The sequence below is a fragment of the Rhodococcus sp. AD45-ID genome (genome assembly GCF_003023755.1).
Classification (GTDB): domain Bacteria; phylum Actinomycetota; class Actinomycetes; order Mycobacteriales; family Mycobacteriaceae; genus Rhodococcus_F; species Rhodococcus_F globerula.
This window is the reverse complement of sequence record NZ_PYHL01000001.1, coordinates 2306778-2320670: the sequence shown is the minus strand read 5'-3', so window position 1 is coordinate 2320670 and position 13893 is coordinate 2306778. Positions and strand designations below refer to the sequence as shown.

The 13893-nt window shown below is 58.7% G+C and carries 13 protein-coding genes; 8 read left to right on the top strand and 5 right to left on the bottom strand.

Annotation, left to right across the window (positions count from 1 at the left end; genetic code table 11):
* The first annotated feature begins 56 nt into the window (after positions 1-56).
* Genes C7T36_RS10545 through C7T36_RS10530 form a run of 4 tightly spaced genes read left to right on the top strand, consistent with a single transcriptional unit; the run spans position 57 to position 4144 of the window.
* Entirely contained in the window at positions 57-2309 is a 2253-nt protein-coding gene (locus C7T36_RS10545) for an ABC transporter permease (RefSeq protein WP_106939713.1), read from the top strand.
* Positions 2302-3045 (top strand): ABC transporter ATP-binding protein, encoded by a 744-nt coding sequence (locus tag C7T36_RS10540; protein ID WP_033236481.1) that lies wholly within the window; start codon positions 2302-2304, stop codon positions 3043-3045. The genes C7T36_RS10545 and C7T36_RS10540 overlap by 8 nt, the downstream gene beginning before the upstream one ends.
* Positions 3042-3785 carry an ABC transporter ATP-binding protein gene (locus tag C7T36_RS10535; RefSeq protein ID WP_051730716.1) on the top strand — a complete coding sequence of 248 codons (744 nt, stop codon included), beginning with the start codon at positions 3042-3044 and terminating at the stop codon, positions 3783-3785. The genes C7T36_RS10540 and C7T36_RS10535 overlap by 4 nt, the downstream gene beginning before the upstream one ends.
* A complete protein-coding gene (locus C7T36_RS10530; protein WP_172937029.1) occupies positions 3782-4144 on the top strand; it encodes a hypothetical protein in 363 nt (120 codons plus the stop codon). Before C7T36_RS10535 ends, C7T36_RS10530 begins: the two co-directional genes overlap by 4 nt.
* A gap of 167 nt (positions 4145-4311) precedes the next feature.
* Here the strand turns inward: C7T36_RS10530 and C7T36_RS10525 are convergent, their stop codons facing one another.
* Genes C7T36_RS10525 through C7T36_RS10515 form a run of 3 tightly spaced genes read right to left on the bottom strand, consistent with a single transcriptional unit; the run spans position 4312 to position 5966 of the window.
* Positions 4312-4686: a nuclear transport factor 2 family protein gene (locus C7T36_RS10525; RefSeq protein WP_045065185.1), complete on the bottom strand. Its 375-nt coding sequence runs from the start codon at positions 4684-4686 to the stop codon at positions 4312-4314.
* 6 nt (positions 4687-4692) lie between these two features.
* Complete coding sequence (locus C7T36_RS10520; RefSeq protein ID WP_045065183.1) at positions 4693-5469, bottom strand: glucose 1-dehydrogenase; 777 nt, start codon at positions 5467-5469, stop codon at positions 4693-4695.
* A gap of 47 nt (positions 5470-5516) precedes the next feature.
* Complete coding sequence (locus C7T36_RS10515) at positions 5517-5966, bottom strand: nuclear transport factor 2 family protein (RefSeq protein ID WP_045065181.1); 450 nt, start codon at positions 5964-5966, stop codon at positions 5517-5519.
* 77 nt (positions 5967-6043) lie between these two features.
* Between C7T36_RS10515 and C7T36_RS10510 the strand changes: the two genes are divergently transcribed.
* From C7T36_RS10510 to C7T36_RS10500, 3 genes are all read left to right on the top strand, one after another.
* Positions 6044-7312 carry a sensor histidine kinase gene (locus C7T36_RS10510; RefSeq protein WP_052683376.1) on the top strand — a complete coding sequence of 423 codons (1269 nt, stop codon included), beginning with the start codon at positions 6044-6046 and terminating at the stop codon, positions 7310-7312.
* 15 nt (positions 7313-7327) lie between these two features.
* Positions 7328-8011, top strand: a complete 684-nt coding sequence (locus tag C7T36_RS10505; protein ID WP_045065179.1) for a response regulator transcription factor — start codon at positions 7328-7330, stop codon at positions 8009-8011.
* Between the two features lie 111 nt (positions 8012-8122).
* Positions 8123-10315: an MMPL family transporter gene (locus C7T36_RS10500; protein WP_045065178.1), complete on the top strand. Its 2193-nt coding sequence runs from the start codon at positions 8123-8125 to the stop codon at positions 10313-10315.
* A gap of 228 nt (positions 10316-10543) precedes the next feature.
* Here C7T36_RS10500 and C7T36_RS10495 read toward each other — a convergent pair whose 3' ends face one another.
* Both C7T36_RS10495 and C7T36_RS10490 read right to left on the bottom strand, forming a co-directional pair.
* Positions 10544-11791 (bottom strand): MFS transporter, encoded by a 1248-nt coding sequence (locus tag C7T36_RS10495; protein ID WP_045065175.1) that lies wholly within the window; start codon positions 11789-11791, stop codon positions 10544-10546.
* A gap of 11 nt (positions 11792-11802) precedes the next feature.
* Positions 11803-12630: an LLM class F420-dependent oxidoreductase gene (locus C7T36_RS10490; RefSeq protein ID WP_045065174.1), complete on the bottom strand. Its 828-nt coding sequence runs from the start codon at positions 12628-12630 to the stop codon at positions 11803-11805.
* A gap of 118 nt (positions 12631-12748) precedes the next feature.
* On the opposite strand from C7T36_RS10490, the gene C7T36_RS10485 reads away from it, so the two are divergent.
* Positions 12749-13372: a TetR family transcriptional regulator gene (locus tag C7T36_RS10485; protein ID WP_045066730.1), complete on the top strand. Its 624-nt coding sequence runs from the start codon at positions 12749-12751 to the stop codon at positions 13370-13372.
* The last annotated feature ends 521 nt before the right edge of the window (positions 13373-13893 follow it).

Here is a 13893-nt window from a genome sequence, read left to right as displayed (position 1 = left end):
GTGTGCTTCGAGTGCGCGCAGTGTGCCGCCTTTCCTCCCCTAACGAGGGTTCAGTTATGAACACTTTTGTCACTTTCACGATCTTGGGTTTGGTCCTGGGATCGGTGTATGCGATCGCCGCTTCCGGGTTGGTGCTCACGTACAACACGTCCGGAATTTTCAATTTCGCGCACGGCGCTCAGGCGATGCTCGGTGCGTTCATCTACTGGCAGTTGCGGTACGGCTGGGAACTCCCGACCGTGGTTGCGTTGCTGATTTCTTTGGTTGTGGTCGGCCCGTTGATGGGGCTGGGCCTGTATCTGTTCATCATGAAGGGCCTGCGCGATACGGCGGAGGTCACCAAAATTGTTGTCACGGTGTCGATCCTGCTGGGTATGCTCTCGATCTCGCATTGGTTCTGGCATCCGGAGACCGCGCGCACTATGCAGATGTTCTTCGGTGATCAGTCCAAGATCACGGTGTTCGGTGCGAGCATCCGCTACCACGAGTTGATCTGCATCCTCGTCGCGATCGGTATCGCGGTGGGCCTGCGGATCCTGTTCACCAAAACCCGCGCCGGTGTCGCGATGCGCGGTGTCGTCGACGATCCGGATTTGTTGCGCCTGAACGGCCATAACCCGGAACGCTTGGCGGCGTTGTCGTGGGCGATGGGATCGACGTTGGCGGTGCTCGCGGGTATCTTGATCACCCCGATCAGCGGCGGCACCCTCGAAGCGAACATGTTGACGCTGTTGGTGATCGACGCGTTTGCCGCCGCGATGTTCGGTCGGTTGCGCAGTATTCCGCGCACGTTTGTCGGCGCCGTGGTTCTCGGTCTCGCCGGTACGTACGTGTTGGCGTACTTCCCGACAAGTTGGAGTTGGACGTCGAATTTCCGTGTCTCCCTGCCGATGATCGCGCTGTTCGTGGTGTTGATCGTGCTGCCGCAGGACCGTCTGCGCGGCGCCGTCACCCGTACCCGCGAGCGGTATCACGTCCCGTCGGTCCGCAAGGCCGTCATCTGGGGTGTCGCGCTCATTGTCATCGTGTATCTGTTGCGTCTGCTGATGGTGACGTCGGCGATCACGACGTTGACGATCGGGATGACGTTCGCGATCATAGCGCTCTCGCTGACGTTGTTGACCGGGTATGCCGGTGAATTGAACTTGGCGCCGGTCTCTTTCGGTGCCATCGCCACCATCGTGGCGTTCCATTTCGGTATCTCCGGTAGCGGGTTGGCGGCGCATCTGAACCTGTGGGGCATCGTCGTCGGTGTGCTTGTCACCGCCGTCATCGGTGGTCTCGTCGCGTTGCCGGCGCTGCGTCTGCGCGGGTTGTATCTGGCTTTGGCGACGATGGCGTTCGGTGTGTTCCTCTCCAACATGGTCCTGCGTGATACAACCGAACACGAGATGTTCGGCATCCGGTACTCGCTGTTCAAGGACGGCAACATCGCGATCCCGCCCCTGAAGGTCGGGCCGCTCGATCTCAGTAACGACACGGTGTTCCTGATGACCGTCACCGCACTGTTCTCCGTGCTCGGTGTCGGAGTGATCGCGTTGCGCAACAGCGGTTACGGCCGTCGACTCGCCGCGATGAAGGACAGCCCCGCCGGATCGGCGATGCTCGGCCAGTCCCTGGTTCGGCTCAAGCTGAGCGTGTTCATGATCTCCTCCGGCATCGCCGGATTGGGCGGCATCCTGATGTCGAGCGCGATGGGCTCGGTCTCGGGGGAGAGTTTCGCGATCATGGTCTCGTTGTCGCTGCTGATGCTCACCGTCGTCGCCGGGATCGGCTACGTCAGTGGCGCCCTGTTCGGTGGTTTGATGGCGGGCATCGGTTTTGCCGTCATCATGGTCTCGTTCACCAACCTCGCGTCGGCGCAGCCCGAACTCGAGGGAATGTGGCTGCTGCTGGGCAACATCGCGGCAGTGAGCCCGGCGTTGATCGGTATCGGTGTCGGCGCGAACCCCAGCGGCACCATCCACCAGGTCGTCGAAGGGTACCGCCGTTTGATGAACGCGAAGCCGGTCCTCTACGGCGGCGCCGCCGTGATCGCGGTGACGTATCTGCTCGCCTTGGGTGGGGTGCTCGGGAACTGGTGGTTTGCCTCCATCACCATCGCGGTGGTGTTCCTGTTGCCGGTGATCGGTGAAATGGTCATGCCGGCAGCAGTTCTCACCCCGGAGGAGTTGGCGGCGAAGAAGACGCTGGTCCCGGAAGAGGTCGGGATCGACGTCCCGTACAGCGACGACGTCCGCGACGAACTCGACCGTGAACTCGGCATCGACCTCGTCAAATCCGAAAAGGAGTTGGCCGCTCATGTCTGAGACACCTTTGCTCGAAACCCGCGGTGTCACGGTACGTTTCGGTGGCCACGTGGCCGTCAAGGATGTGTCCCTGACGGTGGCCCCGGGAACGGTGACCGGGTTGATCGGCCCGAACGGCGCCGGTAAGACCACCCTGTTCAACACCATCACCGGGTTGCAGAAACCGACGTCGGGACAGGTCTTCCTCGATGGCGTGGACGTGACGAAGTTGGCGCCGCACAAGCGCGCCAACAAAGGTTTGGCGCGCACGTTCCAGCGCCTCGAGTTGTTCGTCTCGTTGTCGGTGCGCGACAACCTGCGCGTCGCCGGCGACATCCACAAAGCGAACAGCGGCAACAAGATCGACGTCGACGCCGAAACGGATCGACTGCTCGAGCTGACCGGCCTGAGCGATGTAGCGGAAAAAGATGTCTCCGACATCCCCACCGGCCGCGCCCGAGTCGTCGAGGTCGCGCGGGCCTTGATGACGAACCCGCGGATTCTGCTTCTCGACGAGCCGGCATCGGGTCAGACCGAGCAGGAAACGGAGGTGTTCGCGCAGATGCTCACCGACCTCGCAGCCGGGGGTCTGGGAATTTGTCTGGTCGAGCACGATATTCCGTTGGTGATGAAGGTGTGCTCGACGATTCACGTACTCGACTACGGAGCGGTGTTGGCCTCGGGTGATCCGGAGAAGATCCGCACCGACCCGGACGTGATCGCCGCGTACATCGGCACCGAGGAGGAAGCAGTATGACCGCAGCAACGATCGACCCGGCAGCGGCCGAAACACCGCGTCCGGAGCCGTTGCTCGAATTATCGGGTGTGCGTGCCGGTTACGGGGCCATCGAAGTCCTCCACGGCGTGGACCTCGTCCTGCAGCCCGGCGCCGTTGTCGCGTTGCTCGGGCCGAACGGCGGCGGAAAAACCTCCACGTTGAAGGTGTGCTCCGGTGTCCTACCGGTCACACGCGGGGAGTTCAAACTCGCCGGACGGGTCGTCAACGGAATCGAAGCGTCCGAACTCGCCCGGTTGGGTGTGTGTTCCATCCCGGAAGGGCGTGGGATCTTCGCGAACCTGTCGGTGCGGGAGAACCTGTGGATCGCCACCGGAACCGGAGCCTCGCTCGCGGACCTGGAAGAGGTTGCGTACACACGTTTCCCGATTTTGGGGGAGCGTCGGGGCCAGTTGGCGGGTTCGATGTCGGGCGGTGAGCAGCAGATGCTGGCACTTTCGCGGGCATTGGGAACTCATCCGACGGTGTTGCTGCTCGACGAGTTGTCGATGGGTCTGGCACCTCGAATTGTCTCGCAGATGTACGACGTGGTGGGTTCACTTGCCGCGGAAGGTATTTCCATCCTCGTGGCGGAGCAGTTCGCGCGGGCGGTGTTGCCGATCGCGACGTCGGCGGCGTTGATGTTGCAGGGTCGCGTTACTCGGGTCGGTGACCCGCATGAGATCGAAGAAGAACTTTCTACCAGTTATCTAGGAGGATGACGATGACGACAGTTGAAGATCGCCGTGATGAGTTCAAGAAGAACATCACCGACCTCAAACTCGACAAGGGACAGTCCGGTGGCGACGCGAAAACACTGTTCGGCGGCCTGATCCTGATGGTGGTGGGGGTAGTCGGCGCGTTTGTCCTCTACATCTCCTCGCTCACCGAATCGGACCTGCGCAACATCGCGTCGTACCAGATCTTGGCTATCGCGTTCCTGGCGTTGACGGTCATCGGAGCGGCGATGTTCATCGCCGCGTCCGTGGCCAAGGTCCTGCGGCTGTGGTTGGTGCGTCAGCTGCTCGAGAACCAGGCCCAGACCGATCAGATCGCACAGGCACTGAACACCCGCATCTGAACCCGGCTCAACTGAAAATGCCCGCCACGGAAACCGTGGCGGGCACTTTCTTGGCTTTCTATACGGGGGTTCGTATCTGGTTAGTGTGGGAAAAGCCGGAGGGCAATCGATTAACGTAAGTCGGGCATGTACACACTACTGGCACTGATCAGCGGATCCAGTGACGGTCATCCTTGTGTTTGTAGGTCCGATGGTGACCAGATGGCTTTCATCGACACAATGCGCGCATCGTCGTCGAATGTCATGACGTCTATGGGTTCGACGACAACGGTCGTATCGTCTATCTTGGTGGTCACACGGAAATGAAACGCAGCGGTATTGGCCGCGATGCGAAGTGTCAGTAGCTCGATCTCGCGTTCTCCGCCTCTGACCGATTGGTAGAACTCGACGATCTGATCACGTCCCACGTGTGCGGGTGTGCCAACCGGGTCCTCGACAGTTGCCTCCGGGGAGTACAAATCGGCGATCTCTTCGCCTGTTCCCATCGCAGCCGCACTCAGATACCTGCGGACGATCTTTTCGATCTCTTCGTGTGTGGGCATGTCAGTTCACTCCGGTCCGCCGGGAAGCCCGGCGTGGTAGTAGCCGGCAGTCCAACCGCCATCGACTGCAAGTTCAGCCCCGGTCATGTAACTGGCCGCGTCGCTGATGAGAAACGCAGTCGCGGCGGCAATCTCATTCGGTTCACCGATTCGGCGAAGTGGAACTCGAGTGTACGGCTGGTTGAGTTCCGCCCCGGTGATGCCTGTCGGATTACCCAACTGTGTATTAACGCCGCCTGGATGAACTGAATTGACTCGAATGTCAGGGCCCAATTCGAGTGCTTGTGCTTTGGTCAACCCGCGAAGCGCCCACTTGCTGGCTACGTATGCGCTGAGACCGTTTACTGCCCTCAGTCCGTCCAGTGATGAAATGTTGACAATTGCACCACCCGATCCAGCCTGTTTGATACCGGGCGCAATGGTTTTCACGCCGAGCATGGCGCCGAGGACGTTGATCGACAGCAGTCGCATCACCTTCTCCTCCTCGATGTCCAACACACCGCTGAAGTAGTTGATGCCCGCATTGTTGACGAGAGAAGTCACGGTGCCATGATGCTCGAGAGTGTGAAGAAGCGCAGCCTGCCAATCGCTTTCGCTTGTGACATCGAGTCGGAAGAACGAAGCCGTATCTCCGAGTTTTGCCACCAGTGACTTTCCGGGTTCCTCGGCGACATCGGCGACCACTACGCGAGCGCCCTGCTCAGTGAGCAGCTTTGCGGTGGCGGCCCCCATCCCTTGTGCACCGCCGGTAATGATGACAGTCTTGTTGGTCAGTGCGTTCATCGTGACGTTACCTCCTAGAGAAATTTCACTACTCTTTTTGGCTCTGATTAGATTGGGGGAGAGGGTATTGCGTGTGCCAGAACTTCAATGTTGCCCATTGTCCCTGTGTGAATTTTGCAACGTCGAGTGAGCTTCCAACCGCTCGCGATTCTCGACCACGAGTCGTGGTAGTCGCCCAACGTTCGAAAGTACTGTCCCTCGAGGTGTCCTGTGCCGAGGTGCATATCTGCTACATACGCCCTACTCGTGGCTTTATCTCCGTCGACTTCGATCAAGACGTTTCCGATTAGGTGCTGGGTGGGGCCGCACTCGTCGAGGAATGAACGGAGTAGAGCAACAATTTCTTCAGCAGAGGTCAGTTGTCCGTTTCCGAAGTCGCCGGTTGCATCGGGAGCAGCGATCGCTTCGATCGTGGACCAGTCTCTCTCGTCCATTGCCCGCGCGATTTGGATGATCTTGCGGTAGATCTGGCGTTCGTCTTCTGCGACACTGTTCATTGCACTTCCTCCTCTTGAGCGGTGTTGGATTCATCCACCACCCTTGCGAGGGTAGGTCGAATGATGTTGTACGCGTTATGATCCCTCCCATTCAGATGGAGGAATTCGGGAACGCACGTGTTCACGATGAGGCAGGCGTCAGTTTTCAGAGTGGCATGATCGACAGTATGCGTGCAGTGGTGGACTGGTTCGATGTCAGAGCAGATCCCGTGGGTAAGTTGCCGAAGCTGATTGGCTACGCGACGGCAATGGTCGAAATAGTCTCGATGGGGCTGGACGGTCGCTTCGTCGGAGTGACATTGCTGCTCACTGTCGCAGCCTGCGTGCTGGTCTCGGTGAAGACCGTCCCACCTAAGCTAGTTTGTGCGGGCATTGTGCTCGGGATCTGCGCCAACGAGATGTTCGCCGACCCAAAGGCCGTCACTGTCATTGTGATGGCGTACGTGTGGCTGTTCGACATGTCAGTCGCACGACCCAGATCCGAAGCCTTGATCTACGTGCTTTGGGTTGGCGGGTCCCTCTGCGCGGCGCATATTCTGGGTGCGCGCTTGTCGATCGCCACATTGACGGTACTGGTCTACGCCTTGTGGGCGGCGGTAGTAGCGTCGCTCGGTGCGGCCATTCAGTCGCAGAGACTGTATGTGGCAAGTGTCGTAGATCGTGCCGCCCGAGCCGAGCGAACCAAGGAGGAAACTGCTCTGCGTCGCGTTGCAGAAGAACGGCTGCGAATTGCGCGCGAATTGCACGATGTCGTTGCACATCACATCACGGTGGTCGGAATGCAGATCAATCTCGCGCGGGCGCGCCTCGGTGGTGCCTCCGCTGATGTGGAGAGCGCTCTCGTGCAAGCAGGCGATTCCACTCATTCCGTCATCCTCGAGATGCAAGACATCCTGCAAGTGCTCCGGGATATGGGCTCTGATCAGAGTGAGGCATTGGCGCCGGCTGACGTTGGCTCTTCCGATCTCGGCCAACTGGTGCAGTCGTTCGAGCTACTGGAGAACCCTCCTCGCTTGGGTGTCGAGGGTGTGCCGCCGCCCGATATTCCCCCCTCGGTCGACCTGGCTGTGTATCGCGTTGTGCAGGAGGCATTAACGAATGCCTACAAGCACGGAATCGGGAGGGCAGAGGTGAACGTGAACTTCGGGACGAATGCCGATATCGCGGTAACCGTGCGCAACAGCACGGCGCCCCGAACCGAACAGACCGAGGCGAGTGGATGGGGGTTGGTCGGTATGAGGGAGAGGGTTCAGGCGGTCGGGGGCAGCCTCGATATTGTCGACGATGGGCGCGTCTTCACTCTGCGAGCAGTCTTCCCCCCTCGACGTCGTCATCACTCGGCGTAGACTTCTCGCACTGTGATGTCTGTACGAGTTCTCGTCGTCGATGATCAACCTGCAATCCGGGCCAGTTTGTGCGAGCTTCTCGAAGTCGCAGAGGATGTTTCGGTGGTAGGGGAGGCGGGAAATGGAGACGAAGCTGTGGCCTTGGCTCGAGTCGTGCTTCCCTCGGTTGTTGTGCTCGACCTCAGAATGCCCCGCAGGGATGGTCTATGGGCTATCGACACGATGCGGGCAGATCCACTTCTTGCGGATACAAGAATTCTCGTCCTGACCACCTTTGAAAACGATCAGAATGTGGTGACTGCACTTCAAAAAGGAGCCAATGGGTTTATCGGGAAGACGGCTCCCCAGGAGACGCTTGTCGAGGCAGTGCGTACTGTTGCCAGTGGCGGAAGCTGGTTGTCCACCACCGCCGCGACCAGTGTGGTTCAGTACTTGAACGCAACCGCTTCTAGTCAAATGCCTTCTATCGCAATTTATCCCGGCGTCGACGATCTGACTCAGCGTGAGCGAGAAGTGCTGAAAATGGTTGGCCGGGGTCTCACGAATGTCGAGATTGCAGATGAACTGACAATCTCCCAATACACGGTCAAGACTCATGTCAACAGGGCGATGATGAAACTGGGTGTGACGGATCGGTCCGGACTTGTCGTGATCGCATACCGTAGCGGTCTTGTTCCCCCCTCTGATGGTGAGCGCTAGCGAGATGTACTGCGTGTGCAGTAGATGGATACTGCGCAGGGACGACGCCGCAATATTCGTCCTCGACGATCCTTGAAGACAGTTCTGTTGCTGTCGTAGAGAAGGATTGAAATGGGTCGATTGCTGTACAGATTGGGTGCTTTCAGTGCTACTCACCGCAAAACTGTCCTGGCTGCATGGGTGGCAATCATGGCTGCGGTGCTCGTCGGGTTGATGTCAGGTCCACAAACCAACGCGGATAGCTTCGAAATCCCTGGCACCGAATCGAGTGACGCTCTCAATACACTCACGGAGAAGTTCCCAACGTCGAGCGAGGGCGATGTCACCAGTCTCGAGGTTGTCTTCCGTGCGAATGGCCCGTTGAGTGACCCCGCACTTTCGGCAGCCGTCACAGATACCGTAGCTGCGTTAGGGCAAGTTCAAGACGTAGTTATGGCGACGAATCCGCTTAGCGACAAAACATTTCGTGTATCCCCCGACGGGGAGACAGCAGTGTCCACCGTTACCTACACTCTCGCCGATGACGCTGACAAAGGGGAATTGCAGGACCGTCTCGAGCAGGTAGCTGCTCGAGGTTCAGTGCAAGGTATTGGCGTCATCGTGGGAGGAGACCTAGGAGTCGAAGGACCCCATCTGTTCGGTCCGAGTGAGATCATCGGTGTTGCGATTGCCTTCCTCGTCCTGATGATCACGTACGGCTCGCTTGTTGCAGCCGGAGTGAACATGCTCACTGCGCTCATCGGTGTTGCTGTCGGAATCTGTGGTGTGTTGGCCTATTCCGCGATGACGCCGATTCAGCCGACAACTCCGATCTTGGCGGTAATGCTCGGGCTTGCAGTCGGAATCGACTACACACTATTCGTGCTTGCCCGCTTCCGCTCTGAACTGCGCGAAGGAAAATCGGTATTCGAGTCGGTCTCACGTGCAGTCGGCACTGCTGGTTCGGCGGTGGTCTTCGCCGGTGCAACAGTCGTGATCGCGCTGGCAGGGTTGAGCGTCGTAGGGATCCCGTTCCTTACCGAAATGGGATTGGCTGCTGCTTTCGGGGTAATTGTGGCTGTCGCTGTGTCTTTGACGCTTTTGCCAGTCATTCTGGTGACCGTCGGGCGCCGAGTGCTTCCCCGTAAGCACCGCGACACAGACAGTAGGTCGGTCTCGGTCAAGGACTCCACGACTCCGACATTCTACGAACGCTGGGGCGCTCTCGTTGCCCACAAACCGAAGCGACTCCTGATTCCGGCCGTCGTGGCTCTCGTAGCATTGTCGGTTCCGGTGTTTTCGCTCAATACCTCGCTGAACACACCCGGAGGGGCGGACCCCAATTCGTCTCAGCGACAAGCCTATGACTTGATCTCCGAGGGATTCGGTGCAGGTTCGCAGAGTCCGATGGTGGTGCTGGTGGAGAGCGACGATGCCGGCACGGCCGGCTCTCGGGCTATCGATGCGATCTCGGGGGTGCCGTACTTGGCGTCACTGTCTCCGGTGATCATCAATGGAGACAACACCGCAGCGATGATCAACGTCATATCCGAAGGCGGGCCGAACGATCAACGCACAGCCGATTTGGTCAAGGAAATCCGCGCGGCAGTATCAGGTATACCTGATGCCTCGGTGGCTGTGACCGGAGAGACTGCTGTCTCAATTGACGTCGACGCCAAATTGCACACGGCGTTGATCATGTATATCGCCCTGATCGTGGGCCTTGCGTTCGTTCTCCTCACGGTGCTGTTCCGGTCATTCTTTGTGCCGTTGGTAGCAACCGTCGGATTCCTCTTGTCACTGGGTGCAGGAATGGGGGCGTCTGTTGCGGTCTTCCAATGGGGTTGGCTCGGAGGTCTATTCGGAGTATCGGAGGGTGCACCGATTCTCAGCTTCTTGCCGGTCATCGTTGTGGGTATTCTCTTCGGTCTCGCTATGGACTATCAAGTGTTTTTGGTGTCGCGGATCCATGAGGCACATGTGCGCGGCCTCAGTACGAAGGAAGCCGTCATTGATGGTTTCGCGCGCTCAGGGCCTGTGGTGGTAGCAGCAGCAACCATCATGGCCGCGGTTTTCGGTGGATTCATGTTGAGCGGTGACAGTCTCGTCGGTTCGATCGCTCTCGCGCTGACGGTTGGTGTCATCACGGATGCCTTCGTTGTTCGAATGATCATCGTGCCGGCAGCGATGTCGCTGATCGGGAGCAATTCGTGGTGGTTGCCGGCCAAGTTGGATCGTATCTTGCCCGAGATCGATGCTGAAGGACATGATCTCGAAGTAGAACCAAAGAATGAGCGCGCGCCGAGGCGCGCGATGCAAACGTAGATGCGGCTTGACGTTTGAATTTACCTCAGGCGCACTGACAGCATCGACAGGCAGGATCGGCGCCCTATGGGCAATGTCGATCCTGCTTCGGCGTTCCACCGAGCATTCGCACGAGCTGATCCGTACTGACCGTGATCCGTGAGGTTGATTGCACGGGTAACGGATCTGCAGATGTTCTCACGGATGCCGTTCTTACACAGACCAACTCGATCTTCCTCGGTGGCATCGTCAACGCGCTCGGGTCGTTTGCACCAGAATGGCAGTCAACACAGCGCCGATCAACAGAAATGCGCCCACATAGATCACCAGGCCGTTCCAGCCGGCATACGCGAAAGCGATTCCTCCCAGAGCGCCAACTACGGAGCTGCCGAGGTAGTAGCTGAGCAGGTAGAGGGAAGAGGCGCCGGCTCGATTGCGCGACGCTCTGGCGCTTACCCAGCTGCTGGAGATCGAGTGAGCACCGAAGAAGCCGATCGTAAGCAGCAGGACGCCGATCAGAACGGCGGACAAGTTGTCAGCCAGGCTGATGGCGAGTCCTGCGCCCATTAGCGCTAATAGACTGATCAACACAGATCCGCGGCCCCAGGAATCCGATATTCTGCCGGCGATTGCTGATGACGCGGCGCCGGCGAGGTACATCAGGAACACCAGTGCCACCACTGTCGGCGGGAGATTGAACGGGGCATCGAGCAACCTGTAACCGAGGTAGTTGTAGACCGTGATAAAGCCGCCCATCAACACGAATCCGAGACCGAACAGACAAAGGAGTGGACCGTCTTGCAGATGGGCTTTGAGCTGACGAGCCGTCATCGCAAGCTTGATAGGTTGTTGCGCAAAGTTTTTGGACGGCGGAATCAACCTCGTAAATGTCACCGCGAACGTGAGAGCGACAATTGTTGTCAGCTCCATGGCCCATCTCCACGTTGTGAGATCAACTGCGATGGTTGGGATCAGTCGCCCGGTGAGCCCGCCGATGGATGTGCCGGCGACGTACGTGCCCATAGCAGCGCCGAGCGATCCAGCGTCGATCTCCTCGGCCAGATATGCCATGGCTACCGCAGGCACACCTGCACACAGCATTCCCTGCAGCGCACGACCTGCCAGAAAAAACTCGAATGATGGGCTCCATGGCAGCACCAGTCCTAAGAAGGCTGCTGACAATGCGGAGATCGACATCACTCGGACACGGCCGAATCGTTCGGACAGCATGCCGGCGGGAACGATGGAGAAGGCCAGCAATGCTGTTGTCGCCGAGACGGCCAGGGCGGAGGCAGCAGGAGAAACCCCGTAGTGCTCGGTAAACACCGGGAGCAAACCTTGGACGTAATACAGCGTCATGAATGTCGCCATTCCGGCGGCAAAAAGTGCTACCGCGGCGCGACGGTAAGCGGCGCTCCCAGGCGAATGACCAGCGCGCTCAACTAATCCGGCGGCCGGAATACGGGTTGGCTCTGAGGGGCATTTCTCCTGAGTCATAGTGAGTACGGTTACTGAGCGGTGGTGGAGATCGCCCCGGCGAACTCGTCAAGTACTCGGAGCGTGGCATCCTGGGGAAGGGTGGGCAGCGTGAACAGTACCCGCTCGACGCCGAGCGCCGCGTATATGTCCAGCGATTCACGGTCGTGAGATGCACCGAAAACTGTTACCGGCGTGTCTGTTCCAGTAACTTGGCGCATACGATCCATCTGTATGCCGAGTTCGTGGGGTGGAATGCCGATGGGCATCCATGCCTGCCCGTACTCGGCGAGTCGCGCAAATGCTCTCTCACTGACCCCACCGACGTAGATCGGAGGGTGCGGTAGTTGGACCGGCTTGGGCCAGGAGTAGATCGGGTCGAAGCTGACGAGTTCACCGTGAAAGCCCGCTTCTTCCTCTGTCCACAATTTGATGATTGCTCGTATGCGCTCATCCATCAAGCGTCCGCGACTACGTGGATTCGTACCGTGGTTACGCATCTCGTCTTCGAGCCACCCTGCCCCTACTCCGAAGACCGCCCGACCGCCGGAGATCAAGTCCAGAGTGGCAACTTCCTTCGCTGTGATGATCGGGTCGCGTTGCGCTACCAACGCGATCCCGGTGCCGAGCAGCAAGGTCTTGGTGACTGCCGCAACGGCGCCCAGGGCAACAAAGGGGTCAACTGTTCGGTAGTACTCGCGAGCGAGTGTGAAGTCTGGGCTCGGTGACTGCCAACTCGTGGGGATATGAGTGTGCTCGGCCAGGAACAGTGCGTCGATGCCACGTTCTTCGAGGCCAGTGCCCAATGCAGTGGGACTGATGCTCTCGTCGGTCAGGAATGTAGAAACGCCGTATTTCATTCTTGGGCCTTCCGTGATGGTGTCGGTAACCGTAGACGTTACGACACTTCATTCCAATTTGGAACTGCATAATATTTTGGTACTCAGTTTCAAGAAGATACCGCTGTATAGTTGCGCCATGGCGAGTGTCGTAGGTGCATCGGAGGGATCCCCGGAGGTTCCGGGTTTGCGAGACCGGATGCGTCAAGCGATGCGAGTCGAGGTGGGCGAGGTTGCATGCCGGCTTTTCGCTGAGCGTGGATTCGACAAAACCACGGTCGATCAGATTGCTGCTGAGGCAGGTTTGTCGAGAACCAGTGTTTTCCGGTACTTCGGTACAAAGGAAGATATCGCGCTGGGGTCCATGGACACGTGGGGTGACCAGATTGCTCTCAGGTTGGCAGGCCGGCCCGAGCGCGAATCGTCGTGGCTCGCGCTGAGGCGTTGTTTCGATGTGATGGTGGAGGCTCGCGACCAGTCCCCGGAATCGGAACTGCCATATTGGCGAATGCTGTGCGAAACTCCTGAACTCAAATCCCGCCATTGGGAACGGCAACTGGGTTGGCAGGAAGCATTGATACCCGAGGTCGTGCGACGGCACTCCGCAGGACCGACCGGTGTGGCGAATCTCGAGGCACGGGTGCTGGTCAGTTCTGCACTCGTATGCTTGGGTATCGCGACTGATGCATGGCTGGCCGACAATGGTGATACCCGAATGTCGGATCTGTTGGACAGTGCTATGAGTACGCTAGTCCCGCTATGAGACTCGACTGATTGCAGCTGCTGGACAGTGGCCGTCGTCGAAGGCACTCTGGTGATGAGGCACGCACGAATGGATTCGGTTCGGCCACGAGGCTTGCTTCACAGGCCGTCGCCGACTGTGGGTGCCTCGAGGAAATGCTCTGCGCACATGGTCGCCAATGGTCGAGAACGTCGATCCGCGCGGACGGTGTTCGTTCGACTTAACCGAAACTGCTACGGGTGCAGGCTGATCGACACTGTTCACGACACACTCCTCACGAACATTCGAGAACTGAGATGGTCTTCGGACAATCACGTAGGCCGATCAGCGATACAAGTCCGATTTGGCTCAACTTGTCGAGGCGGGCGAACTCAACCCCTAGTAGTAGGTAAGAGGACTGCATACTCATATCAAAGCCCTTGAATGAACGGTCATTCGAGGAGCTCTCTCGGTGAATGGAAACCTTCCGTAATAAGCCGTCTCACGCGGAAGTCAGTAGCACGAAATTGAATCGGAGCGAGTTTCCGTGGGACGTGGTGTCC

What these genes read in the sequence shown, in the direction of transcription:
- C7T36_RS10545 (WP_106939713.1), top strand. Translation starts at nt 57, where the DNA reads ATGAACACTTTTGTCACTTTCACGATCTTGGGTTTGGTCCTGGGATCG.
- C7T36_RS10540 (WP_033236481.1), top strand. Translation starts at nt 2,302, where the DNA reads ATGTCTGAGACACCTTTGCTCGAAACCCGCGGTGTCACGGTACGTTTC.
- C7T36_RS10535 (WP_051730716.1), top strand. Translation starts at nt 3,042, where the DNA reads ATGACCGCAGCAACGATCGACCCGGCAGCGGCCGAAACACCGCGTCCG.
- C7T36_RS10530 (WP_172937029.1), top strand. Translation starts at nt 3,782, where the DNA reads ATGACGATGACGACAGTTGAAGATCGCCGTGATGAGTTCAAGAAGAAC.
- C7T36_RS10525 (WP_045065185.1), bottom strand. Translation starts at nt 4,686, where the DNA reads ATGCCCACACACGAAGAGATCGAAAAGATCGTCCGCAGGTATCTGAGT.
- C7T36_RS10520 (WP_045065183.1), bottom strand. Translation starts at nt 5,469, where the DNA reads ATGAACGCACTGACCAACAAGACTGTCATCATTACCGGCGGTGCACAA.
- C7T36_RS10515 (WP_045065181.1), bottom strand. Translation starts at nt 5,966, where the DNA reads ATGAACAGTGTCGCAGAAGACGAACGCCAGATCTACCGCAAGATCATC.
- C7T36_RS10510 (WP_052683376.1), top strand. Translation starts at nt 6,044, where the DNA reads ATGATCCCTCCCATTCAGATGGAGGAATTCGGGAACGCACGTGTTCAC.
- C7T36_RS10505 (WP_045065179.1), top strand. Translation starts at nt 7,328, where the DNA reads ATGTCTGTACGAGTTCTCGTCGTCGATGATCAACCTGCAATCCGGGCC.
- C7T36_RS10500 (WP_045065178.1), top strand. Translation starts at nt 8,123, where the DNA reads ATGGGTCGATTGCTGTACAGATTGGGTGCTTTCAGTGCTACTCACCGC.
- C7T36_RS10495 (WP_045065175.1), bottom strand. Translation starts at nt 11,791, where the DNA reads ATGACTCAGGAGAAATGCCCCTCAGAGCCAACCCGTATTCCGGCCGCC.
- C7T36_RS10490 (WP_045065174.1), bottom strand. Translation starts at nt 12,630, where the DNA reads ATGAAATACGGCGTTTCTACATTCCTGACCGACGAGAGCATCAGTCCC.
- C7T36_RS10485 (WP_045066730.1), top strand. Translation starts at nt 12,749, where the DNA reads ATGGCGAGTGTCGTAGGTGCATCGGAGGGATCCCCGGAGGTTCCGGGT.